Genomic DNA, 21,600 nt, shown 5'->3' on the forward strand with positions numbered 1-21,600 from the left:
GACCCCCAAATCCCCAGGTAAGTACGGCCTTCCTTGCTGGCGGGCGCGAAAAATCGTGCGTAGTTTCGAGGTGGCAGGGGGAGTGGGACGCCTCGCAGAGCCCGTCCGTACAAAAGGGGAGATACGCCGCATGTCCATCATCGACATCGAAGCACCGCTGCACACGGCGCACCGCGACAACCACACCCACCGCGACGTCAACGGTGGATGGCTGCGGCCGGCCGTCTTCGGCGCCATGGACGGGCTCGTCTCCAACCTCGCCCTGATGACCGGCGTCGCCGGCGGCGCCGTCGCCCCGCAGACCATCGTGATCACCGGCCTCGCGGGCCTGGCGGCCGGCGCCTTCTCGATGGCGGCCGGCGAGTACACCTCCGTGGCCTCGCAGCGCGAGCTGGTCCTCGCCGAACTCGACATAGAACGCCAGCAGCTGCGCAAGCACCCGGTGGACGAGATGGAGGAGCTCGCCGAGCTCTACGTCTCCCGCGGGGTCGAGCCCGCCCTGGCCCGCGAGGTGGCGATGCAGCTGTCCCGCGACCCCGAGCAGGCGCTGGAGATCCACGCCCGCGAGGAGCTCGGCATCGACCCCGACGACCTGCCGTCGCCGATGGTGGCCGCCGTCTCGTCCTTCGGCTCCTTCGCGCTGGGGGCGCTGATCCCCGTACTGCCGTACCTGCTGGGCGCCACGTCCCTGTGGCCCGCGGTGCTGCTCGCCCTTCTCGGCCTCTTCGCCTGCGGCGCGGTCGTCTCCCGGGTCACCGCCCGGTCCTGGTGGTACAGCGGCCTGCGGCAGCTGCTGCTGGGCGGCGCGGCCGCCGGTGTGACGTACGTCCTGGGCACCTGGATCGGCGCAGCCATAGGCTGACCGGGCGCCGATGAGGCACTATGCAGTCGGCAACATAAGTAATCCATTACCCTGCGGTTTCAGGCCCGTGTCCGACGGGCATCAGACGAGGGCGCTCCGGGGCAACGATGCCCTCACACCGCGTCGGGACCTTCGCCCCCTGTGATGTGCGTCTGCTCGACGTGCTTCTCATCCTCTGCTGAAGACCGAACCCGCTGAACCCCCGCGAAGGTCCCTCTTCTCTGCTCGCTCCGCTTCTTTCTGCTGCGTGCAGTGTCCGCATGGTGAAACGGCATATCCGCTTCTCGGGATTGCGGTCATCATGTAACCTGCACGAAATTTCGCAGAGGGCCAACGTCGTCCCTCGGCTATGCAAATGCCACGACGACGACGGGAGAGCCGATGCGTTCCGCATCCACGCACTCCGCGACCGGCCTGAGCACCACCGCCTGGTCGCCCATGGACGGTCGCCCCGCCCCCCAGGGCATGTACGACCCGCGCAACGAGCACGACGCCTGCGGCGTCGGCTTTGTGGCCAACCTCAGCGGCGAGGCCAGCCACACGCTGGTCGAGCAGGCGCTGACCGTACTGCGGAACCTTGAGCACCGCGGCGCCACCGGATCCGAGCCGGACTCGGGCGACGGCGCCGGAATCCTCTCCCAGGTCCCGGACGCCTTCCTGCGCGAGGTGGCCGGATTCGAACTGCCCGAGGCCGGCGCCTACGCCGTCGGCATCGCCTTCCTCCCCGCCGACGGCACCGCACAGGCCGTCGCCGTGGAGCAGATCGAGGCGATCGCCGCCGAGGAGAACCTCACGGTCCTCGGCTGGCGCGAGGTCCCGGTCACCCCGGACCTGCTCGGCAACGGCGCCCGCGCCACCATGCCGGCCTTCCGCCAGCTCTTCGTGAGCAACGGGACGACGGGCATCGAGCTGGACCGCAAGGCCTTCGTGCTGCGCAAGCGCGCCGAGCGCGAGGCCGGGGTGTACTTCCCGTCGCTCTCCGCCCGCACCATCGTCTACAAGGGCATGCTGACCACCGGCCAGCTGGAGCCCTTCTTCCCGGACCTCTCCGACCGCCGCTTCGCCTCGACGCTGGCCCTGGTCCACTCGCGGTTCTCCACGAACACCTTCCCGTCCTGGCCGCTGGCCCACCCGTACCGCTTCGTCGCGCACAACGGCGAGATCAACACGGTCAAGGGCAACCGGAACTGGATGAAGGCCCGCGAGTCCCAGCTGGCCAGCGAGGCCTTCGGCGAGGGCGCGCTCGACCGGATCTTCCCGATCTGCACCCCGGACGCCTCCGACTCGGCCTCCTTCGACGAGGTCCTGGAGCTGCTCCACCTCGGCGGCCGCTCCCTCCCGCACAGCGTGCTGATGATGATCCCGGAGGCCTGGGAGAACCACACCTCCATGGACCCGGCGCGCCGCGCGTTCTACCAGTACCACTCCACCCTGATGGAGCCCTGGGACGGCCCGGCCTGCGTCACCTTCACCGACGGCACCCAGGTCGGCGCGGTCCTCGACCGCAACGGTCTGCGCCCCGGCCGCTACTGGGTCACCGACGACGGCCTCGTCGTCCTCGGCTCCGAGGTCGGCGTGCTCGACATCGACCCGGCCAAGGTCGTCCGCAAGGGCCGCCTCCAGCCCGGCAAGATGTTCCTCGTCGACACCGCCCAGAAGCGGATCATCGAGGACGACGAGATCAAGGCCGAGCTGGCTGCCGCGGCGCCGTACGCCGAGTGGCTCGACAGCGGCGAGATCGAGCTGACGGACCTGCCCGAGCGCGAGCACATCGTGCACACCCACGCCTCGGTCACCCGCCGCCAGCAGACCTTCGGCTACACCGAGGAAGAGCTGCGCGTCATCCTCGCGCCGATGGCCCGTACCGGCGGCGAGCCGCTCGGCTCCATGGGCACGGACTCCCCGATCGCAGCCCTCTCCGAGCGCCCCCGGCTGCTGTTCGACTACTTCACGCAGCTGTTCGCGCAGGTCACCAACCCGCCGCTGGACGCCATCCGCGAGGAGCTCGTCACCTCGCTGCTGTCCTCGCTGGGCCCCCAGGGCAACCTGCTGGAGCCGACCGCCGCGTCCTGCCGCAGCGTCACCCTGCCCTTCCCGGTGATCGACAACGACGAGCTGGCCAAGCTCATCCACATCAACCACGACGGCGACATGCCGGGCATGAAGGCCGCCACCCTCTCGGGCCTGTACCGGGTCTCCGGCGGCGGCGAGGCCCTCGCCGCCCGCATCGAGGAGATCCGCGCCGAGGCCGACGCGGCCATCGCGAACGGCGCCCGCCTGATCGTCCTCTCGGACCGCCACTCGGACGCCGAGCACGCGCCGATCCCCTCGCTGCTGCTCACCTCCGCCGTGCACCACCACCTCATCGCCACCAAGCAGCGCACCCAGGTGGGCCTGCTCGTCGAGGCCGGCGACGTCCGCGAGGTGCACCACGTCGCGCTGCTCATCGGCTACGGCGCCGCCGCAGTGAACCCGTACCTGGCCATGGAGTCCGTCGAGGACCTGCTGCGCGCCGGTACCTTCCTGTCCGGCCTGGAGCCGGAGCAGGCCATCAAGAACCTGATCTACGCCCTCGGCAAGGGCGTCCTGAAGGTCATGTCCAAGATGGGCATCTCGACGGTCGCCTCCTACCGCGGCGCCCAGGTGTTCGAGGCCGTCGGCCTGAACGAGGAGTTCGTCGGCACGTACTTCCAGGGCACCGCCACCAAGATCGGCGGCGCCGGTCTGGACGTCATCGCCCAGGAGGTGGCCGCCCGCCACGCCAAGGCGTACCCGGCCTCCGGCATCGCGGCCACCCACCGCGCGCTGGACATCGGCGGCGAGTACCAGTGGCGCCGCGAGGGCGAGCCGCACCTGTTCGACCCGGAGACGGTCTTCCGCCTCCAGCACGCCACCCGCAACCGCCGGTACGACATCTTCAAGAAGTACACCGACCGGGTGAACGAGCAGTCCGAGCGCCTGATGACGCTCCGCGGCCTGTTCGGCTTCAAGAGCGACCGCCCGTCCATCTCCGTGGACGAGGTCGAGCCGGTCTCCGAGATCGTCAAGCGCTTCTCCACCGGCGCCATGTCGTACGGCTCCATCTCCAAGGAGGCGCACGAGACCCTCGCCATCGCCATGAACCAGCTGGGCGGCAAGTCCAACACCGGTGAGGGCGGCGAGGACCCGGAGCGCCTGTACGACCCGGCGCGCCGCTCCTCGATCAAGCAGGTCGCCTCCGGCCGCTTCGGCGTCACGAGCGAGTACCTCGTCAACGCGGACGACATCCAGATCAAGATGGCGCAGGGCGCCAAGCCCGGCGAGGGCGGCCAGCTGCCCGGCCACAAGGTCTACCCGTGGGTCGCCAAGACCCGGCACTCCACCCCGGGCGTCGGCCTGATCTCCCCGCCGCCGCACCACGACATCTACTCCATCGAGGACCTGGCTCAGCTGATCCACGACCTCAAGAACGCCAACCCGGCCGCCCGCATCCACGTGAAGCTGGTCTCCGAGGTCGGTGTCGGCACCGTCGCCGCCGGTGTCTCCAAGGCCCACGCGGACGTCGTGCTGATCTCCGGCCACGACGGCGGTACGGGCGCGTCCCCGCTCACCTCGCTCAAGCACGCGGGCGGCCCCTGGGAGCTCGGCCTCGCCGAGACCCAGCAGACCCTGCTGCTCAACGGGCTGCGCGACCGCATCGTGGTCCAGACCGACGGCCAGCTCAAGACCGGCCGCGACGTCGTCATCGCCGCGCTGCTCGGCGCCGAGGAGTTCGGTTTCGCCACCGCGCCGCTCGTCGTCTCCGGCTGCATCATGATGCGCGTCTGCCACCTGGACACCTGCCCGGTCGGCGTCGCCACCCAGAACCCGGTGCTGCGCGAGCGCTTCTCCGGCAAGCCCGAGTTCGTCGTCAACTTCTTCGAGTTCATCGCGGAGGAGGTGCGCGAGCTGCTCGCCGAGCTCGGCTTCCGCAGCATCGAGGAGGCCGTCGGCCACGCCGAACTCCTCGACACCACCCAGGCCGTCACCCACTGGAAGGCGCAGGGCCTCGACCTGGAGCCCCTCTTCCACGTGCCGGCGCTGCCCGAGGGCGCGGTCCGCCACGCCCTGATCGAGCAGGACCACGGTCTGCAGAAGGCCCTCGACAACGAGCTGATCGAGCTCGCCGCCGAGGCCCTGAACGCGCCGAACGCCGAGGCCGCCCAGCCGGTCCGCGCGCAGGTCCCGATCCGGAACATCAACCGGACCGTCGGCACCATGCTCGGCTACGAGGTCACCAAGCGGTTCGGCGGTGCGGGCCTGCCCGACAACACCATCGACCTGACCTTCACCGGTTCGGCCGGCCAGTCCTTCGGCGCCTTCCTGCCGAAGGGCATCACCCTCCGCCTGGAGGGCGACGCCAACGACTACGTCGGCAAGGGCCTGTCGGGCGGCCGGGTCGTGGTCCGCCCCGACCGCGGCGCCGACCACCTCGCCGAGTACTCGACCATCGCCGGCAACACCATCGGCTACGGCGCCACCGGCGGCGAGATGTTCCTGCGGGGCCGCACCGGCGAGCGCTTCTGCGTCCGCAACTCCGGCGCCCTGGTCGTCTCGGAGGGCGTGGGCGACCACGGCTGCGAGTACATGACCGGCGGCACGGCCGTCGTCCTCGGCGAGACGGGCCGCAACTTCGCGGCCGGCATGTCGGGCGGCATCGCCTACGTCGTCGACCTCGACCCGAACAACGTCAACTCCGGCAACGCGGGCGCCGTCGAGGCCCTGTCCGACGCCGACAAGCAGTGGCTGCACGATGTGGTGCGCCGCCACGAGGAGGAGACCGGCTCGACCGTGGCCGCGAAGCTCCTGGCTGACTGGTCCGCCTCGGTGGACCGCTTCAGCAAGATCATTCCGACCACGTACAAGGCAGTGCTCGCCGCCAAGGACGCCGCTGAGCTGGCCGGACTCTCGGAGTCCGAGACCACGGAGAAGATGATGGAGGCGGCGACCCATGGCTGACCCGAAGGGCTTCCTCACCACCCCGCGCGAGACCGCCTGTACCCGTCCGGTGGCCGAGCGGCTGAAGGACTGGAACGAGGTCTACGTCCCCGGCTCCCTGCTCCCGATCATCAGCAAGCAGGCCGGCCGCTGCATGGACTGCGGCATCCCGTTCTGCCACAACGGCTGCCCGCTCGGGAACCTGATCCCCGAGTGGAACGACTACGCCTACCGTGAGGACTGGTCGGCCGCGTCCGAGCGCCTCCACGCGACGAACAACTTCCCGGAGTTCACGGGCCGGCTGTGCCCGGCGCCGTGCGAGTCGGCGTGCGTCCTCGGCATCAACCAGCCCGCCGTCACGATCAAGAACGTCGAAGTCTCGATCATCGACACGGCCTGGGACAACGGCGACGTCACCCCGCAGGCCCCGGAGCGGCTCTCCGGCAAGACGGTCGCCGTGATCGGCTCCGGCCCCTCGGGTCTGGCCGCCGCCCAGCAGCTGACCCGGGCCGGACACACCGTGGTGGTGTACGAGCGCGCCGACCGCGTCGGCGGTCTGCTGCGCTACGGCATCCCCGAGTTCAAGATGGAGAAGGTGCACATCAACCGCCGCATCGAGCAGATGCGCGCAGAGGGCACCAAGTTCCGCACCGGCATCGAGATCGGCCGCGACCTGACCGCCACGGACCTGCGCAAGCGGTTCGACGCGGTGGTCATCGCGGCGGGCGCCACCGTCTCCCGCGACCTGCCGGTCCCGGGTCGCGAGCTCAAGGGCATCCACTTCGCGATGGAGTACCTGCCCCTGGCCAACAAGGTGCAGGAGGGCGACTTCGTCGCCCCGCCGATCACCGCCGAGGGCAAGCACGTGGTCGTCATCGGCGGCGGCGACACCGGCGCCGACTGCGTCGGCACCGCCCACCGCCAGGGCGCCCTGTCGGTGACCCAGCTGGAGATCATGCCGAAGCCGTCCGAGGACCGCCCCTCGGGCCAGCCCTGGCCGACGTTCCCCATGCTGTACAAGGTCACCTCCGCGCACGAGGAGGGCGGCGAGCGGGTCTACTCCGTCTCCACCACCCACTTCGAAGGCGACGAGGACGGCAACGTCCAGGCCCTGCACCTGGTCGAGGTCGAGTTCATCGACGGCAAGCTCGTCCAGAAGGAGGGCACGGAACGCACCCTCCCGGCGCAGCTGGTCACCCTCGCCATGGGCTTCACCGGCACCGACCAGTCCAACGGCCTGGTCGACCAGTTCGGCCTGGAGCTCGACGCCCGCGGCAACATCGAGCGCGACGCCTCCTACGCGACCAACGTCGACGGCGTCTTCGTCGCGGGCGACGCCGGCCGCGGCCAGTCCCTGATCGTCTGGGCGATCGCCGAAGGCCGCTCCGCGGCCCGCGGCGTGGACCGCTACCTGACCGGCAGCAGCACCCTCCCGTACCCGGTCAAGCCGACGGACCGTGCCCTGACGGTCTGACCCTTCCGACGCCGGGCACTCGCACCGCTCGGCCGCGGGCGGCCTTCCGGGCTTCGGCCCGGCTGTGCCGGCCTCCGGCCGTCGGGTGGGTGGCGGGGAGCTTGCATCACCCCCGGTATCGCCGGGACCCCTCATACGGACCGCACAACGGAGTGCGGACCCCCGACACAGCGCCCGTCATGGCTCCTTTGGGACGCCGGGCACTCGCACCGCTCGGCCGCGGGCGGCCTTCCGGGCTTCGGCCCGGCTGCGCCGGCCTCCGGCCGTCGGGTGGGTGGCGGGGAGCTTGCATCACCCCCGGTATAGCCGGGACCCCTCATACGGACCGCACAACGGAGTGCGGACCCCCGACACAGCGCCCGTCATGTCCCCGACCAGGGATGACGGGCGCTGTGGCGTGCATGGGCCGGTTACTCGGGCTGGACGACCGTGGCGCCCCAGCGTATGGAGGGGGAGGAGGTCGTCACCCCGGCTCCGAAGCCGCCGTGGAGGCCGGTGCCGAGGGGGACGGTGACCTGGGTCGGGGTGGTGTCCTGGCAGTCGACGGTGAAGGGGGCCGGGTCGCGGTCAGGGTGGTTGTCGAGGTGGAAGCTCACTTCGATGCTGCCGCCGCCCGCGCAGCCGAAGGTGATGAAGGTGTCCAGCCGGGAGGAGAGGCCGCCCGAGACGAAGCCGCCGGGGCCGGTCTGCTCGGGAATCCAGATCAGGCCGTCGGGGCCCGGATAGGCGATGACTTCGTTCTCGGCTGCGGCTTGGGCCGCGCCTGCCGTGAGCATGAGGGCTGCGACCAGTGTGGTGAGCACGGCGGCCTTGCCGCCTTTGCGAACCTGCTTCTTCATGTGATCCCCCATGGTCGTGCCGGGTGTGTCCCCGACATCGATCACGTTAACCAGCGGCACTGACAACGGCCTTCGCGCGCCTCGTCGCCCGGTACGCGGACGGGGTGAGTCCCGTCTGGCGCAGGAGGTGGGTGCGCAGGGAGTCCGCTGTGCCCAGGCCGCTGCGGGCGGCGACCTGGTCCATCGGGAGGGTCGTGGTCTCCAGGATCTCCCGCGCGCGGTCCAGGCGTTGGTGCAGGAGCCACTGGAGGGGGCTGAGGCCGGTTTCGGCGCGGAAGCGGCGGGTCAGGGTGCGGGTGCTCGTGCCCGCGTGGCCGGCCAGGTCGGCGAGGCTGGTCGGCTCGTGCAGGCGGGCCAGCGCCCAGGCACGGGTCTGCGTGAGCGAGGTGCCCCGCTCGGGCGGGAGCGGGGTCCGGATGAACTGGGCCTGCCCGCCCGGCCGTATCGGGGCCGCCACCACCAGACGGGCGGTGGCGTTGGCCACGGCGGAGCCGAAATCGCAGCGCACCATGTGCAGGCACAGGTCGATGCCCGCGGACAGCCCCGCGGAGGTCAGCACCCCCTCGTCCTCCACGAACAGCACGTCGGGCCGTATCTCGACCGCCGGGAAGCGCCGCGCGAACTCCTCCGACATGGTCCAGAAGGTCGTCGCCGCCCGGCCGTCGAGCAGCCCCGCCTGAGCGAGTACGAACGCGCCCGTGCAGATGGAAGCGATGCGCCGGCCCCGTGCGGCCGCCGTCCGCAGGGCCTCCAGGACCCGGGGGTCCGTACGGACGCGGTCGCCCGTCCCCGTGACCATCACCGTGTCGGCCTGCTCAACGGCGTCCAGGCCCCGTCCCACGACGACGTCCACGCCGATCGCTGCCTCCACCACGCCGGGATCGGCGGTGCAGATCGTCACCTCGTAGGCCGGGTCGCCCTCGGCGCGCGTCGCACCGAACACCACCTCCGGAATCGACAGATCGAAGGTCGTCACCGGGGGCACCGCGATCACCGCGACGCGGTGCAGGCGGATCGACGTCATGGCTCGAATCTCCGGAAGGCTGGCATTCGGGCCACTACTGTACGGCCCTCCCCGGAGCGAGAGTTGATCCGCCGATCACACGGATCCGCCCTGTCTTCACGGGAGTACAGCCATGGCCCTGCACGTCGTCACCGGCGCCGGTCCCATCGGAACCGCCACCGCCCGCCTGCTCGCCGAAGCGGGCGAGCAGGTCCGCGTCATCACCCGCAGTGGCAGCGGGCCGGAGCACCCGCTCGTCGAGCGCGTGGCAGCCGACCTCACCGACACCGACCGGCTGACGCAGCTGCTGCACGGCGCCCGGACGCTCTACAACGCGGCCGCGCCCGCCTACCAGGACTGGCGCACCGGCTTTCCGCCGCTCGCGGCCTCGCTCCTGAGGGCGACCGGGCGCACCGGCACCGACTACGTGATGCTGGGCAACGTCTACGGGTACGGCGAGGCCGACGGCCCCCTCACGCCAGGACTGCCGATGAAGCCCGTCTCCGACAAAGGGCGGATCCGCGCCGCCATGTGGCGGGACGCGCTGGCCGCGCACGAGGCCGGCCGGGTGCGGGTGACCGAGGTCCGGGCCAGCGACTTTGTCGGTCGCGGGGCAATTTCCCTGTTCACGTTGGCCATCGCCCCGGCGGTACTGGCGGGCGCCGAGGCGGTCGTCCCGGCCCACCTGGACTCCCCGCACAGCTGGTCCTACGTGACGGACGTCGCGCGCACGCTGGTCGCCGCCGGAGCTCGGGACGACAGCTGGGGCCGCGCCTGGCACGTGCCGTCGGTGTCCGAACTGTCCCCCCGGGAGCTGGCGCTCCGCCTGGCCGAAGCCGCCGGAATGCCGGCCCCGGGGCTGACCGCGATGAGCCCCGAGCAGATGGCCGCGCTGGCCGCCACGGACGAGGTGATGGCCGAAATCTCCGAGATGGGCTACCTCTACGAGCGCGAGCTGCGCCTGGACGCGGCCGAGACCGAGCGGGTGCTCGGCGTCCGGGCCACCGCATTGGACCTCGTCCTCAAGGAGATGGTCCAGGAGGCGGGGGAGCGCGGCCGGTGACCCCGGGCGCCCCGGCGGGCGCCGACCGCCGCCCGCGCCCCCGGCTCGGCGGGTTACCTTCGCTCGTGCGGGTGATGTGCGGCGCCGCCGGGAGCGGAAGGGGGCGCGGCGGCGTCCGACCGGGGGTCCGCGGGTCTGGTAACAGTGCCGCATGCCCTCCCGAATGATGTCGGCCTGTGTGCTCGGCGCCGCCCTGCTCGCCCCCGTCGCCGCACCCGTCGCCGCCCCCGCCGCCGCCGACGGGACCACCGTCGACTACCACGGGCTGAGCCTGGGCGTCCCCGGCCACTGGCGGGTCGTCGACCTCGACCGCCACCCCGACGCCTGCCTGCGCCTCGACCTGCCCACGCTGTACCTCGGGCACGCCGGCGCCCAGCGGGAATGCACCGGCCGGGCCGTGCGGACCCGCGCCGACACCCTGCACCTGGAGCCGCTCGACGGGGCCCCGCCCCGCGCCGACATCCCCACCGTCGAGGTCGGCGGAGCGGCGGCCTTGCCCGAGGCCCGCGGCGAGAGCAACGAGGTCCGCTACGCCCTGCGCCGCCCCGGGGTGATGGCCACGCTGTCGTACGGGAACACCCCCGACGGCGTACGGGAGGTCCTGGCGCGGGCCGCCGCCCGGGCCGCGGCGCACGGCGCCGCCGTCGTCCCGGCCGGGGCCGTGGCCGGGCCCCGCCCCCGTACCGGCCAGGAGCCCTTCACCGGACACGGCTTCGATGCCTGCACCGCCCCCACCCAGAACGCCATGGACAGCTGGCGGGCCGCCTCGCCGTTCGGCGCGATCGGCATCTACATCGGCGGCCGGGCCCGCGCCTGCGCCCAGCCGCAGCTCACCGCCGCCTGGATCGGGCGGCAGGCCGACGCGGGGTGGCACCTGATGCCGCTGTGGGTGGGCCCGCAGCCCTGGCACAGCTCCACCACCGGCCTGTCCACCGACCCTTCCGAGGCCGACGGCCAGGGCCGGGACGCCGCCGAGGGCGCCGCCGAGGCGGCCCGGGGCCTCGGCCTGGCCGAAGGCACCGTGCTCTACAACGACCTTGAGCACTACACGGACCGGGAGACCTGGGACCCCCCGGTCGTCTCCTACCTCACCGCCTGGACGGTCCGGCTGCACGAGCTCGGCTACCGCGCGGGCGCCTACACCTCCGCGAGCTCCGGCGCCCAGGCGCTCAGCGCCCACCACGACCAGGCGCCCGAGGCCATGCCCGACGTCCTCTGGGCCGCCTCCTGGAACGGCCGGGCCGCGGTCGCCGACGCGGACATGGGCCTGCCCGAGGGCACCCCGCAGTGGGCCGGCCGGCGGCGCGCCCACCAGTACCGCGGTGACCACGACGCCACGTACGGCGGAGTCACGATCAACATCGACCGCAGCTGGGTCGACGTCGACCCCGCCGCGCTCCCGGCCGACGCCGGCCCACCGCCCGGCCTGCTCACCCTGCTCGGCTAGCGGGCTCCTCGCGCGGCGGCTCGTCGTCGTTGCCCCGCCGGATGGTGCGCAGCCCGCGCTCCGGGGTCCAGGTGCGCACGACCAGCTCGTCGCCGTCGATGCCGATGTGGACGATCTCGGTCAGGTCGGCGTGGAAGAGGTGGAAGGGGTGCGGGGTGTCCGTCTCCTCCGCGTACCGGTGCAGCTCGGGCGGGTCCAGCAGCTCGATCGCCCGCCCGGAGATCCGCACGTCCCCGTCGGGCATCTCCTCGCCCGCGCCGGGATTGGTGTGCAGCGCGAAGCGCGGGTCGCGCTGCAGGTCCCTGGCCTTCAGGGAGCCCGGCATCATGCCGAGCCACAGTTCACCGCCGCGGATGTCGACATTCAGCCCGGCCAGCCGCGGGGAGCCGTCCTTGCGCAGGGTGGCCAGGACGTGGTGCGGGTACTGCGCGAAACGGGCCCGGACCGCCGCCGCGAATTCCGGTTCCTGTCGTTCGAACGCTGCCCAGTTGTTCGTCGTCATACGTCCATCAAAGCGCCTGCCCCCGGTCGCCGCCGCTCAGACGCGCACGATGCCCGCCTCGCGGGCCGCCGCCAGCCAGGACGGGAACTCCGAGACCAGCCGGTCGAAGAGCACCCCGTCCGGCACCGCCCGCGGATCCGGCCCGGCATGGAAGTACCCGGCGTTGTCCACGACACGGCGCTCCGGGACGGGCAGTTCGTCCAGCCGGCGCAGGAAGTCGAACTGCGTGCTGCGCGTGTTGCCGAAGCCGACGAACTGCCAGAAGAGCGGCAGCCGGGCCGCCTTGCAGAGGTAGCGCTCCGCCGCGAGCCGGTCCACCGGGCCGCCGTCCGTCTGGAAGACGACGAGGGCGGGTTTGCCCGACCCGGAATCGAGGTGGTGGTCGATCACCGCGTCCATCGCCACGTGGTACGCCGTCTTGCCCATGTGGCCGAGCCGGGAGGCGATCTCCGCGATCCGCCCGGCGTGCCCGGCCAGGGGTATCTCCTCGACGGCGTCGATGTCGGTGGAGAAGAACACCACCGGCACCCGGCCGTCGTCGTCCAGGTGCGCGGACAGTCCCAGCACCCGGTCCGCGAGCGCCTGCACGGTGCCGTCCCGGTAGTACGGACGCATCGACCCCGAGTGGTCCAGGACCAGGTAAACCGCCGCGCGGCCGCCCTCCAGACCGTGCTTGCGCAGCGAAATCCCCGCGCTCTTGTAGAGGTTCACGAGCGCCGGAGCGGTCGCTTCCATCGTGCGGAGGCCGATCGCGCTGCGCGTCATGGCCCCGAGGGTACGTCGCCGGTACGGGCGATGTCATCGAGCATGGCGGCGGCGAGGTCCCGCTCGGAGGCGTAGTACCGCTCCGCCCACCGCAGGGCGAGCACGGGGTGCGTCACCCGGCCCGTCCCGTCCGTCCCGTCCGTCCCGGCCGCGGCCGCCAGGCCGGCCGCGGCCAGGTCGGCCGCCGCCCGCTCGCGCAAGCCCTCCGCGTAATCCCGCTGGCCGGCGAGGAGTTCGCGCAGCTGCTCCGGCTCCAGCAGGTGGCCCAGCCACAGCCGCAGCATCGGTCCGTGCTTGAGGACGGGCGGGTCGACGGGAGCCTCGCGGGCCCAGGCCTTGACGGCGGCCATGCCCTCGTCGGTGATCCGGTAGACCCGCTTGTCGCGGGTGCGGTTCTCCTCCGACACCCGCCGGGAGGAGGCGTAACCGGCTGCCTCCAGGCGCCTGAGCTCACCGTAGACCTGGCTGAAGGACGGGCTCCAGTAGAAGAACCCGAGCGAGCGGTCCGACCACTTCTTCAGGTCGTAGCCGGAGAGTTCCCGCCCGAAGGAGAGCAGGCCGAGCACCGCCCAGCCGGTCGCCGGGAGCCCGGGCCTGTCCGAGTCGTCTGCCACGCGCCGCAGTCTACGGCCGGCCGCACGGCCCGCTCCTCTTCCTCCCGCATGCCATGACTGCTAGGTATATGCCTCTCAGGCACAGGGCGTTCGGCGCTTGGAGGCCGGTCCATGACGTTCCCGCTCGACGGCAAGGTCGTCCTCATCACCGGCGCCGGACGCGGCCAGGGCGCCGCCGAGGCCCGGTTGTGCGCGCAGGCGGGGGCACGCGTGGTCGTCACCGACGTACGGGAGGAAGAGGGCCGGGCGGTGGCCGCGGAACTCGGCGGCCAGGCGCTGTACGTACGGCACGACGTGACCGACGCGGACAGCTGGGCGCAGGCCGTCCGCGCGGCCGTACGGGCCTTCGGGACCGTCTCGGCGCTGGTCAACAACGCGGCACTGTGGCGCACGGCCCACGTCGAGCAGCAGCGGCCCGAGGAGTTCGAGCAGCTGCTGCGGGTCAACCTGCTCGGGCCGTTCCTGGGCATCCAGGCGGTGGCCCCGCTGCTGCGGGCGGCCGGGGGCGGCTCGATCGTGAACATCTCCTCCACGGCGGGCCTGGTCGGCATCCCGGGCCACGCGGCCTACGGTTCCACCAAGTTCGGCCTGCGCGGGCTGACCCGCTCGGCGGCGCTGGACCTGGCCGGGGACGGGATCCGGGTCAACTCGGTGCACCCGGGCGCCATCGACACCCCGATGATCTCCGCGGTGTCGGGGCAGGACTGGTCGCACGTGCCGCTGGGGCGGATGGGCCGCCCGCGGGAGGTGGCGGAGCTGGTGCTCTTCCTCTGCTCGGACGCGTCCTCGTACGTGACGGGCACCGAGTTCGCGGTCGACGGCGGCATGACGGCCCGCTGAACCGGACCGGAGGGGGGCGGGGCGGCCGGATTCGAACCGGCGTCCTCCTCCATGCCGTGCAGGCGCACTACCTCTGTGCTACGACCCCGCCCTTGGACCGGACCCTACGTGATCACCCGGCGCGGACGCGTCCGGTTTTCCGACCGGCATGATTTGCTCATGTCGATGCTGCTGCGCCATCTGCTCGTCCTGGCCGTGGAGTACGGGGCGGTCCTGCTGCTGCGCGGCCCGGACGGCGCCCCCTGGATCCCCGTCCTGCTGGCCGTCTTCGTCGTCGGATCCGGCGTCCTGCACGGCACCGAGGCCGAGTTCGTGCCCCGCTTCCTGATCGCCCTGGCCGCGGTGGGCATCGCCGCACTCGGCAGCCGCGCCTGGGACGCCCCGCACCCCCTCTCGCCCTCGGGCGCGGCGGCGGCCCTGCTGCTGGTCCTGCAGACGGTGACCCTGACCCGCCACGCCCGCCGGACCGCCTGAGCGGGAAACCCGCTGGCCGGGCCGGAGGCGCCGGGCCTAGGGTCGGCCTCCATGCACCCCGTGACGACGTCCCCCACGACCACGCTCTGGCGCCCGACGGGCCCGGTCGAGCTCGACCTCGTCCGCGCGCTCGACTGGCGTGCGTGGCCGCCGCGCCTGCCCGAGCAGCCGATCTTCTACCCCGTCCTGAACGAGGACTACGCGATCCGCATCGCCCGCGACTGGAACGTCCGGCACGACGGCGCGGGCTTCGTGACGCGTTTCGAGGTCGACTCGGCGTTCCTGGCCCGCTACCCGGTCCGGCAGGCGGGCGGCGAGACGATCCTGGAGCTGTGGGTTCCGGCAGGGGAGCTGGAGGAGTTCAACGCGCACATCGTGGGACGCATCGAGGTGGTGCGGGAGTTCCGGTGAGAATGGCGCCATGACCACCGCGCCCCGCACACCCGCGCCCGAGCCGGAGCCTGCCCCCGAGCCCGGCGCCGGGCCCGCCGCGGGACCCGCCCCCGTCCGCACGCGGGCGCGGTCCTTCGATGCGGCCGCCGCGCTCTACGCCGCCCACCGGCCCGGGTACCCCGAGGAACTGTTCGACGCCGTCGAGGAGCTCAGCGGGCGGGCGCTGCGGGGGGCCAGGGTGGCCGACGTCGGGGCCGGGACCGGCATCGCCACCGGCCTGCTGCGCGCCCGCGGGGCCGAGGTCCTCGCCGTCGAACCCGGCGACGGCATGGCCGCCGAGTTCCGCCGCGCGCATCCCGGGATCCCGCTCGTGCGCGGGGACGGGGACCGGCTGCCGCTCGCCGGCGCGAGCCTCGACCTCCTCACCTACGCCCAGGCCTGGCACTGGACCGACCCCGCCCGCTCCGTCCCCGAAGCCCGCCGCGTGCTGCGCCCGGGCGGCGCGCTCGCCCTGTGGTGGAACGATGCGGACACCACCGTCCCCTGGATCGCCGCGCAGGACGCGCGCATCCGCGCCCTGTTCGGCGCCGGCGGGTCCACCTTCCGCGCGCTGCCGCCCGAACTGGCCTTCACCACCCGCCAGGTGCCCTGGTCACGCCGTGTCCCGCTCGACGCCCACCTCGCCAACCTGGCCAGCCACTCCGCCTTCCTCGTACTCGGCGGAACCGCCACGGCCGAGTTCCTGACCGCCGAACGGACCCGCCTCGGCCGCCTCTTCCCCGGCGGGCTCGTCGAGGAGCAGTACGTCGTCACCCTCGCCGTGGCGGTCCCGTGAGAGGGTCCGCCGTTCTCGCACCGGCCGCGCCGGCCGTGTGCGTGCTCGTGCTGGTGCTCGGCAGCCTCACCGGCTGTGCCTCCTGGCGCGCCGGGGACGGCGACGTGCGCTACTACGAGGACTTCAGCACCCACGAGCCGCTGCGCGTGCAGGGCTATCCGTCCGCGGGCTCGCTGCGGCTCGTCCAGGAGGTCGTCTGGCGGCTCGGCGACGGCGACGAGGGGAAGCTCGCCTCGCTCGCGAGCAGCGACAGTTCGCCCGGTGAGGCGACGAAGGTCGCGCGGGGCTGGATCGCGGAGTTCCACCAGGGCGCCCGGGGGCAGGTCACCGCAGCCTTCTGCAGCCCAGGAGATGGGCGCGAGGCCCTGGTGCTCACCTTCCACGACACCGGGCAGACCAAGGCCCTCCACGTCCGGCTGGACGGAAACGGCGGGGAGGACGGCTGGCGCGTACGGATGCGCGAGGCCGAGCAGGCGCGCGGCGAGACCCCCGAAAGGCTCCCGCAGTGCACGTGAAGCACGGGCTGCCGCGGTACGCCGAGCGGGGCCGGCAGGCGGTGGCCGGCCCGGGCCCCGGCGACGGTGGCCGGGCCGCGCGTCACCGCCCGGCGGCGGCCCGCAGCACCTCCGCCCGGCACTGGGCCGGCGTGCCCCAGGCGTCGCGCAGGGGGCGGGCCTTGCGCAGCCACAGGGAGAGGTCCAGTTCCTCGGTGTAGCCGACCGCGCCGTGGAGCTGGAGCGCCGTCATGGCCGCCCCGTACGCCGCCTCGCCCGCCGCGAGCTTCGCCGCCGCCACCTCACCGGGGCCCGGGGCCAGCGCCGCGGCCCACACCAGGGGCCGGGCGAACTCCAGCGCGAGGAGGGTGTCCGCCAGCCGGTGTTTGACGGCCTGGAAGCTGCCGATCGGCGCCCCGAACTGGCTGCGCTGCTTCGCGTACTCCACCGTCCGTTCCAGCAGCGCCAGGCCGACGCCGAGGCACTGGGCCGCCGTCAGCAGCCGCGCCCACGACGCCGCCTCCCGCGCCGCCGCCACGACCCGGGGGCCCGCCGCCAGCAGCTCCCCGCCCGGCGGCGGCCGGAAGAGGCGCCGCGCCGGGTCCGTGGACCGCAGCAGCCCGGACCCGGACACCGGCGCGAGCCGCAGCTCGCCCTCCTGCGACACCGTGAAGCAGTACGGGGCCGCGTCCGCGTCGAGGGCGTACGGGCCGGTGCCGGGCAGCGTCAGCGTCGCGGACGCCTCGCCCGAGACCAGGCCCGGCAGGAAGCGCTTGGCCAGGGCCTCGTCGCCCGTCCGGGCCAGCCGGGACAGCAGGAGCGAGGCGGCCGCCGTCTCCACCACGGGCCCCGGCACCCCGGCCCGGCCGCACTCCACCAGGGCCATCGAGAGCTCCACCGGCAGCAGCCCCGCGCCGTCGTACTCCTCCTCCGCCGCCAGCGCGAAGACGCCCGCCCGCGCGAGCCGGCCCCACAGCGCCCGCCCGGGCGCCGGGTCCCCGGCCGCCCAGGCCCGTACCGCCGCCGGGACCTCGGCGGAGGCCAGCAGGGAGTGCAGGGTACGGGCGAAGTCGGCCTGTTCCCCGGTCGGCAGGAAGCGCATCAGCGGCGGCCTTTCGGGAGGCCGAGCAGCCGCTCGGCGATGATGTCGCGCTGGATCTCGTTGGTGCCGGCGTAGACGGGACCGGCCAGCGAGAAGAGCCAGGGCTCCGCCCACGGCCCCTCCGCCAGCTCCGCGTCCGCCCCCAGCAGGTCCAGCGCCGTCTCGTGCAGGGCGATGTCGTACTGCGACCAGAACACCTTGTTCAGGCTGGACTCGGCGCCGATGCCCTCCCCGGCCGCCAGCCGCGCGACGCTCGCCCAGGTGAACAGTTCGTAGGCCCGCGCCCCGACCAGCGCGTCCGCCACCCGGCCGGCCGACGCGGTGTCGGCCAGGTCACCGGCCGTCCGCCACAGCGCGAGCAGCCGATCGGCCGCGGCGAGGAAGCGGCCCGGGGAACGCAGCGTCAGGCCCCGCTCGTTGCCCGTCGTCGACATCGCGATCCGCCATCCCTGGCCCGGCTCGCCGATCACGTCCTCGTCCGGTACGAACACCTCGTCGAGGAAGAGCTCCGCGAAGGCGGGCTTGCCGTCCAGGCGGCCGATGGGCCGCACGGTGACCCCCGGGGCCCGCAGGTCGAACATCAGGTACGTGAGCCCCTGGTGCGGCTTGGGCGCGTCCGGGTCCGTGCGGAAGATGCCGAAGGCCCGGTCCGCGAAGGCCGCCCGCGAGGACCAGGTCTTCTGCCCCGACAGCAGCCAGCCGCCCTCGGTACGGACCGCCCTGGACCGCAGTGACGCCAGGTCGGAGCCCGCCTCCGGTTCCGACCAGGCCTGCGCCCAGACCACCTCGCCGCTCGCCATGGAGGGCAGCACCCGCGCGCGCTGTTCGGGGGTGCCGTGGTCGAAGAGCGTGGGGGCCAGCAAGTGGATGCCGTTCTGCGAGACCCGGCCGGGGGCGCCCGCCGCCCAGTACTCCTCCTCGAACACCAGCCAGCGTTCGATGTCGACGCCCCGGCCCCCGTACTCCTCGGGCCAGGACACCACGGCCCAGCGGTCCGCGTGGAGCCGCGCCTCCCACGCGCGGTGCGCCGCGAAGCCCTCCGCCGTCTCCAGGGAGGGCAGCGGGTCCGCGGGCACACGGGCGGCGAGCCAGGCGCGGGCCTCGGCCCGGAAGGCCTCCACGTCCGCCCCATGGGTCAGGTCCATCAGCCGTCGCCTCCTCCACGCTTCCCTAACAAGTGTTTGGTAGATTAACGTACGGCCATGAGCAGCGTCGAGGAATCCCGCCCCCCGCGGCCGAAGGAGACGCCGACCCGTCCCGCACCCGCGTACGTGGCCGGGCACGGACTGCTGGAGGGCCGCACCGCCGTCATCACCGCCGCCGCCGGAGCCGGCATCGGCGGCGCCACCGCCCGCCGCTTCCTGGAGGAAGGGGCCCGCATCGTCATCGGCGACGCCCACGCCCGCCGCCTGAAGGAGACCGAGGACGCGCTCACCGCCGAGTTCGGCGCCGGCCGCGTCACCTCCCTGCCCTGCGACGTCACCGACGAGGACCAGGTCCGCGCCCTGTTCGCGCACGCCGAACAGGCCCACGGCGGCCTCGACGTCGTCGTCAACAACGCCGGCCTCGGCGGCACCGCCGCCCTCGTCGACATGACCGACGAACAGTGGGGCAAGGTCCTCGACGTCACCCTGAACGGCACCTTCCGCTGCACCCGCGCCGCCCTGCGCTCCCTCAAGGCGTCCGGCACCGGCGGGGTCGTCGTCAACAACGCCTCCGTCATCGGCTGGCGCGCCCAGACCGGTCAGGCCCACTACGCCGCCGCCAAGGCCGGGGTGATGGCCCTGACCCGCTGCGCCGCCCTGGAGGCGGCCGGGTTCGGCGTACGCGTGAACGCGGTCGCCCCCAGCCTGGCCATGCACCCGCACCTGGTGAAGGTCACCAGCGAGGAGCTGCTGCGCGAGCTGACCGCCCGCGAGGCCTTCGGCCGGTACGCCGAGCCGTGGGAGGTGGCCAACGTCATCGTCTTCCTGGCCAGCGGCTACTCCTCGTACATGACCGGCGAGACCGTCTCGGTCAGCAGCCAGCACGCATAGGCCGAGAATGGGCCTGTGCCGACGAACCAGAAGAAGACCCAGGTGACGCCCTCACCCGAGCGGCGCCGCGAACTCCTCGACACCGCCGCCGAGGTCTTCGCCGCGCAGGGCTACAACGCCACCACCGTCCGCAAGATCGCCGACGCCGCCGGCATGCTCGCCGGCAGCCTCTACTACCACTTCGATTCCAAGGAATCGATGCTCGACGAGATCCTCTCGTCCTTCCTGAACGAGCTGTGGGCCGGCTACGACAGCGTCCTGGCCGCCGGACTCGACCCCAGGCGGACCATCGAGGCCCTCGTCACCGAGTCCTTCCGGGAGATCGACCGGCACCGCGCCGCCGTCGCGATCTACCAGAAGGAGGCCCGGCACCTGTCCGTGCAGCCCCGCTTCCACTACCTGTCCGACTCCCAGGTGAAGTTCGAGAAGGCCTGGCTGGGGACGCTGGAGCGCGGGGTGGAGGCCAAGGTCTTCCGGGCCGACCTCGACATCCGCCTCACCTACCGCTTCGTGCGCGACACGGTGTGGGTGGCCGCGTCCTGGTACCGGCCGGGCGGACAGCACAGCCCCGAGGAGATCGCCCGCCAGTACCTGTCGATGGTCCTGGACGGGATCGCCGTACGCACCTGACCCGACCCCGAGTCGAAGGAGCCCCCGATGCCCGAGGCCTACATCGTCGAAGCGGTACGCACCCCCGTCGGACGCCGGGGCGGCGGCCTGTCCGCGGTCCACCCCGCCGACCTCGGCGCCCATGTGCTCAAGGCGCTCGTCGCCCGCTCCGGCATCGACCCGGCGGCGGTGGAGGACGTCGTCTTCGGCTGCCTGGACACCGTCGGGCCGCAGGCCGGAGACATCGCGCGGACCGCATGGCTGGCGGCGGGACTGCCCGAGGAGGTGCCCGGGGTCACCGTCGACCGCCAGTGCGGCTCCTCCCAGCAGGCCGTCCACTTCGCCGCCCAGGGAGTCCTCTCGGGCACCCAGGACCTGGTGGTCGCCGGCGGCACCCAGAACATGTCGATGATCCCGATCGCCTTCGCCTCCCGGCAGGCGGCCGAGCCCCTCGGCCTCACCGAGGGCCCCTACGCCGGCAGCGAGGGATGGCGGGCTCGGTACGGGGACGCACCGGTCAACCAGTTCCACGGCGCCCAGCTCATCGCGCAGAAATGGGGGATCACCCGCCGGGACATGGAGGAGTTCGCCCTGCGCTCCCACCAGCGGGCGGTCCGGGCCCTCGACGAGGGCCGCTTCGACCGCGAAACCGAGCCGTACGGGGACGTACGCCTCGACGAGGGCCCGCGCCGGGACACCACCCTGGAGAAGATGGCCGGCCTCAGGCCCGTCCTGGAGGGCGGCACGATCACCGCGGCCGTCTCCTCCCAGGTCTCGGACGGGGCCGCGGCCCTCCTCATCGCCTCCGAGCGGGCCGTCGCCGAACACGGCCTGCGCCCCCGCGCCCGCATCCACCACCTCTCCGTACGCGGCGAGGACCCCATCCGGATGCTGTCGGCCCCGATCCCCGCCACCGCGTACGCCCTGAAGAAGACCGGCATGTCACTCGACGACATCGACCTGGTGGAGATCAACGAGGCGTTCGCCCCGGTCGTCCTCGCCTGGCTGAAGGAGACGGGAGCCGACCCCGACCGGGTCAACGTCAACGGCGGCGCCATCGCCCTCGGCCACCCGCTGGGCGCCACCGGGGTGAAACTGATGACCACCCTGCTCCACGAACTGGAACGCACCGGCGGCCGCTTCGGCCTCCAGACCATGTGCGAGGGCGGCGGCCAGGCCAACGTCACCATCATCGAGCGCCTCTGACAGGCCCGCCGACACGCCGTCCGGCCGGGGGCTCGGCCCCCGGCCCTGCGAAGGTGTGCTAGCTTGGTCACGTTGCAGTTGTGGTA

At 72.9% G+C, this 21,600-nt stretch carries 20 protein-coding genes and 1 tRNA gene; 13 read left to right on the forward strand and 8 right to left on the reverse strand.

Translation table 11 applies throughout. The features are described 5' to 3' along the window. Window positions 1-130: 130 nt before the first annotated feature. The 3 genes from ABZ128_RS16350 (at window position 131) to ABZ128_RS16360 (ending at window position 7,292) form a co-directional block, all read left to right on the forward strand. Window positions 131-862 carry a VIT1/CCC1 transporter family protein gene (locus ABZ128_RS16350; RefSeq protein WP_356848946.1) on the forward strand — a complete coding sequence of 244 codons (732 nt, stop codon included), beginning with the start codon at window positions 131-133 and terminating at the stop codon, window positions 860-862. Between the two features lie 414 nt (window positions 863-1,276). After that, window positions 1,277-5,839: a glutamate synthase large subunit gene (gene gltB, locus ABZ128_RS16355; protein WP_356849071.1), complete on the forward strand. Its 4,563-nt coding sequence runs from the start codon at window positions 1,277-1,279 to the stop codon at window positions 5,837-5,839. Beyond that, the gene (locus ABZ128_RS16360) at window positions 5,832-7,292 is read left to right on the forward strand and encodes a glutamate synthase subunit beta (protein WP_356848947.1); all 1,461 of its coding nucleotides are present in this window, start codon (window positions 5,832-5,834) and stop codon (window positions 7,290-7,292) included. Before gltB ends, ABZ128_RS16360 begins: the two co-directional genes overlap by 8 nt. 410 nt (window positions 7,293-7,702) lie before the next feature. On the opposite strand, the gene ABZ128_RS16365 is transcribed toward ABZ128_RS16360, so the two are convergent. Together ABZ128_RS16365 and ABZ128_RS16370 are read right to left on the reverse strand one after the other, a co-directional pair. Continuing rightward, window positions 7,703-8,131: a hypothetical protein gene (locus ABZ128_RS16365; RefSeq protein WP_356848948.1), complete on the reverse strand. Its 429-nt coding sequence runs from the start codon at window positions 8,129-8,131 to the stop codon at window positions 7,703-7,705. A gap of 46 nt (window positions 8,132-8,177) precedes the next feature. After that, window positions 8,178-9,155 carry a helix-turn-helix domain-containing protein gene (locus ABZ128_RS16370; RefSeq protein ID WP_356848949.1) on the reverse strand — a complete coding sequence of 326 codons (978 nt, stop codon included), beginning with the start codon at window positions 9,153-9,155 and terminating at the stop codon, window positions 8,178-8,180. A 112-nt stretch (window positions 9,156-9,267) separates the two neighbouring features. On the opposite strand from ABZ128_RS16370, the gene ABZ128_RS16375 reads away from it, so the two are divergent. Beyond that, window positions 9,268-10,197, forward strand: coding sequence for an NAD-dependent epimerase/dehydratase family protein (locus ABZ128_RS16375; RefSeq protein ID WP_356848950.1), 930 nt, complete (start codon window positions 9,268-9,270; stop codon window positions 10,195-10,197). A 151-nt stretch (window positions 10,198-10,348) separates the two neighbouring features. Continuing rightward, window positions 10,349-11,644, forward strand: coding sequence for a DUF1906 domain-containing protein (locus ABZ128_RS16380; RefSeq protein WP_356848951.1), 1,296 nt, complete (start codon window positions 10,349-10,351; stop codon window positions 11,642-11,644). On the opposite strand, the gene ABZ128_RS16385 is transcribed toward ABZ128_RS16380, so the two are convergent. The 3 genes from ABZ128_RS16385 to ABZ128_RS16395 are packed head-to-tail and all read right to left on the reverse strand — an operon-like array spanning window position 11,628 to window position 13,525. Continuing rightward, complete coding sequence (locus ABZ128_RS16385) at window positions 11,628-12,146, reverse strand: pyridoxamine 5'-phosphate oxidase family protein (protein WP_356848952.1); 519 nt, start codon at window positions 12,144-12,146, stop codon at window positions 11,628-11,630. The two genes, ABZ128_RS16380 and ABZ128_RS16385, sit on opposite strands and share 17 nt — an antisense overlap. Window positions 12,147-12,182: 36 nt before the next feature. Beyond that, the gene (locus tag ABZ128_RS16390) at window positions 12,183-12,911 is read right to left on the reverse strand and encodes a VWA domain-containing protein (RefSeq protein WP_356848953.1); all 729 of its coding nucleotides are present in this window, start codon (window positions 12,909-12,911) and stop codon (window positions 12,183-12,185) included. Further along, window positions 12,908-13,525: a PadR family transcriptional regulator gene (locus tag ABZ128_RS16395; RefSeq protein ID WP_356848955.1), complete on the reverse strand. Its 618-nt coding sequence runs from the start codon at window positions 13,523-13,525 to the stop codon at window positions 12,908-12,910. The genes ABZ128_RS16390 and ABZ128_RS16395 overlap by 4 nt, the downstream gene beginning before the upstream one ends. A gap of 111 nt (window positions 13,526-13,636) precedes the next feature. On the opposite strand from ABZ128_RS16395, the gene ABZ128_RS16400 reads away from it, so the two are divergent. Further along, window positions 13,637-14,365: a glucose 1-dehydrogenase gene (locus tag ABZ128_RS16400; protein WP_356848956.1), complete on the forward strand. Its 729-nt coding sequence runs from the start codon at window positions 13,637-13,639 to the stop codon at window positions 14,363-14,365. A gap of 15 nt (window positions 14,366-14,380) precedes the next feature. Here ABZ128_RS16400 and ABZ128_RS16405 read toward each other — a convergent pair. Then, window positions 14,381-14,455, reverse strand: a tRNA-Ala gene (locus ABZ128_RS16405). A 69-nt stretch (window positions 14,456-14,524) separates the two neighbouring features. Here ABZ128_RS16405 and ABZ128_RS16410 point away from each other — a divergent pair. From ABZ128_RS16410 to ABZ128_RS16425, 4 genes are read left to right on the forward strand one after another with little or no spacing between them, the layout of a single operon-like run. Then, a complete protein-coding gene (locus ABZ128_RS16410; RefSeq protein WP_356848957.1) occupies window positions 14,525-14,839 on the forward strand; it encodes a hypothetical protein in 315 nt (104 codons plus the stop codon). Window positions 14,840-14,890: 51 nt separating this feature from the next. Beyond that, entirely contained in the window at window positions 14,891-15,250 is a 360-nt protein-coding gene (locus ABZ128_RS16415) for a hypothetical protein (protein ID WP_356848958.1), read from the forward strand. 10 nt (window positions 15,251-15,260) lie between these two features. Continuing rightward, window positions 15,261-16,067, forward strand: a complete 807-nt coding sequence (locus ABZ128_RS16420; protein WP_356848959.1) for a methyltransferase domain-containing protein — start codon at window positions 15,261-15,263, stop codon at window positions 16,065-16,067. After that, window positions 16,064-16,582 (forward strand): hypothetical protein, encoded by a 519-nt coding sequence (locus ABZ128_RS16425; RefSeq protein ID WP_356848960.1) that lies wholly within the window; start codon window positions 16,064-16,066, stop codon window positions 16,580-16,582. Before ABZ128_RS16420 ends, ABZ128_RS16425 begins: the two co-directional genes overlap by 4 nt. 82 nt (window positions 16,583-16,664) lie before the next feature. On the opposite strand, the gene ABZ128_RS16430 is transcribed toward ABZ128_RS16425, so the two are convergent. Then, window positions 16,665-17,663 carry an acyl-CoA dehydrogenase family protein gene (locus ABZ128_RS16430; RefSeq protein ID WP_356848961.1) on the reverse strand — a complete coding sequence of 333 codons (999 nt, stop codon included), beginning with the start codon at window positions 17,661-17,663 and terminating at the stop codon, window positions 16,665-16,667. Then, on the reverse strand, window positions 17,663-18,808 hold the full coding sequence (locus tag ABZ128_RS16435; RefSeq protein ID WP_356848962.1) for an acyl-CoA dehydrogenase family protein: 1,146 nt from the start codon (window positions 18,806-18,808) through the stop codon (window positions 17,663-17,665). The genes ABZ128_RS16430 and ABZ128_RS16435 overlap by 1 nt, the downstream gene beginning before the upstream one ends. A 57-nt stretch (window positions 18,809-18,865) precedes the next feature. Between ABZ128_RS16435 and ABZ128_RS16440 the strand changes: the two genes are divergently transcribed. From ABZ128_RS16440 to ABZ128_RS16450, 3 genes are read left to right on the forward strand one after another with little or no spacing between them, the layout of a single operon-like run. After that, entirely contained in the window at window positions 18,866-19,699 is an 834-nt protein-coding gene (locus tag ABZ128_RS16440) for an SDR family oxidoreductase (RefSeq protein ID WP_356848964.1), read from the forward strand. A 15-nt stretch (window positions 19,700-19,714) separates the two neighbouring features. Beyond that, window positions 19,715-20,329, forward strand: a complete 615-nt coding sequence (locus ABZ128_RS16445; protein WP_356848965.1) for a TetR/AcrR family transcriptional regulator — start codon at window positions 19,715-19,717, stop codon at window positions 20,327-20,329. 27 nt (window positions 20,330-20,356) lie between these two features. Then, the gene (locus ABZ128_RS16450) at window positions 20,357-21,514 is read left to right on the forward strand and encodes an acetyl-CoA C-acetyltransferase (RefSeq protein ID WP_356848966.1); all 1,158 of its coding nucleotides are present in this window, start codon (window positions 20,357-20,359) and stop codon (window positions 21,512-21,514) included. The last annotated feature ends 86 nt before the right edge of the window (window positions 21,515-21,600 follow it).

Origin of the sequence: Streptomyces sp. NPDC006326, from assembly GCF_040612915.1 — a bacterium.
Taxonomy (GTDB): Bacteria; Actinomycetota; Actinomycetes; order Streptomycetales; family Streptomycetaceae; genus Streptomyces.

Coding starts and splice junctions, on each gene's coding strand:
- ABZ128_RS16365 (WP_356848948.1), bottom strand. CDS start 8,131: ATGAAGAAGCAGGTTCGCAAAGGCGGCAAGGCCGCCGTGCTCACCACA.
- ABZ128_RS16390 (WP_356848953.1), bottom strand. CDS start 12,911: ATGACGCGCAGCGCGATCGGCCTCCGCACGATGGAAGCGACCGCTCCG.
- ABZ128_RS16430 (WP_356848961.1), bottom strand. CDS start 17,663: ATGCGCTTCCTGCCGACCGGGGAACAGGCCGACTTCGCCCGTACCCTG.
- ABZ128_RS16385 (WP_356848952.1), bottom strand. CDS start 12,146: ATGACGACGAACAACTGGGCAGCGTTCGAACGACAGGAACCGGAATTC.
- ABZ128_RS16415 (WP_356848958.1), top strand. CDS start 14,891: ATGCACCCCGTGACGACGTCCCCCACGACCACGCTCTGGCGCCCGACG.
- ABZ128_RS16450 (WP_356848966.1), top strand. CDS start 20,357: ATGCCCGAGGCCTACATCGTCGAAGCGGTACGCACCCCCGTCGGACGC.
- ABZ128_RS16380 (WP_356848951.1), top strand. CDS start 10,349: ATGCCCTCCCGAATGATGTCGGCCTGTGTGCTCGGCGCCGCCCTGCTC.
- ABZ128_RS16375 (WP_356848950.1), top strand. CDS start 9,268: ATGGCCCTGCACGTCGTCACCGGCGCCGGTCCCATCGGAACCGCCACC.
- ABZ128_RS16435 (WP_356848962.1), bottom strand. CDS start 18,808: ATGGACCTGACCCATGGGGCGGACGTGGAGGCCTTCCGGGCCGAGGCC.
- ABZ128_RS16410 (WP_356848957.1), top strand. CDS start 14,525: ATGTCGATGCTGCTGCGCCATCTGCTCGTCCTGGCCGTGGAGTACGGG.
- ABZ128_RS16350 (WP_356848946.1), top strand. CDS start 131: ATGTCCATCATCGACATCGAAGCACCGCTGCACACGGCGCACCGCGAC.
- ABZ128_RS16360 (WP_356848947.1), top strand. CDS start 5,832: ATGGCTGACCCGAAGGGCTTCCTCACCACCCCGCGCGAGACCGCCTGT.
- ABZ128_RS16370 (WP_356848949.1), bottom strand. CDS start 9,155: ATGACGTCGATCCGCCTGCACCGCGTCGCGGTGATCGCGGTGCCCCCG.
- ABZ128_RS16440 (WP_356848964.1), top strand. CDS start 18,866: ATGAGCAGCGTCGAGGAATCCCGCCCCCCGCGGCCGAAGGAGACGCCG.
- ABZ128_RS16400 (WP_356848956.1), top strand. CDS start 13,637: ATGACGTTCCCGCTCGACGGCAAGGTCGTCCTCATCACCGGCGCCGGA.
- ABZ128_RS16420 (WP_356848959.1), top strand. CDS start 15,261: ATGACCACCGCGCCCCGCACACCCGCGCCCGAGCCGGAGCCTGCCCCC.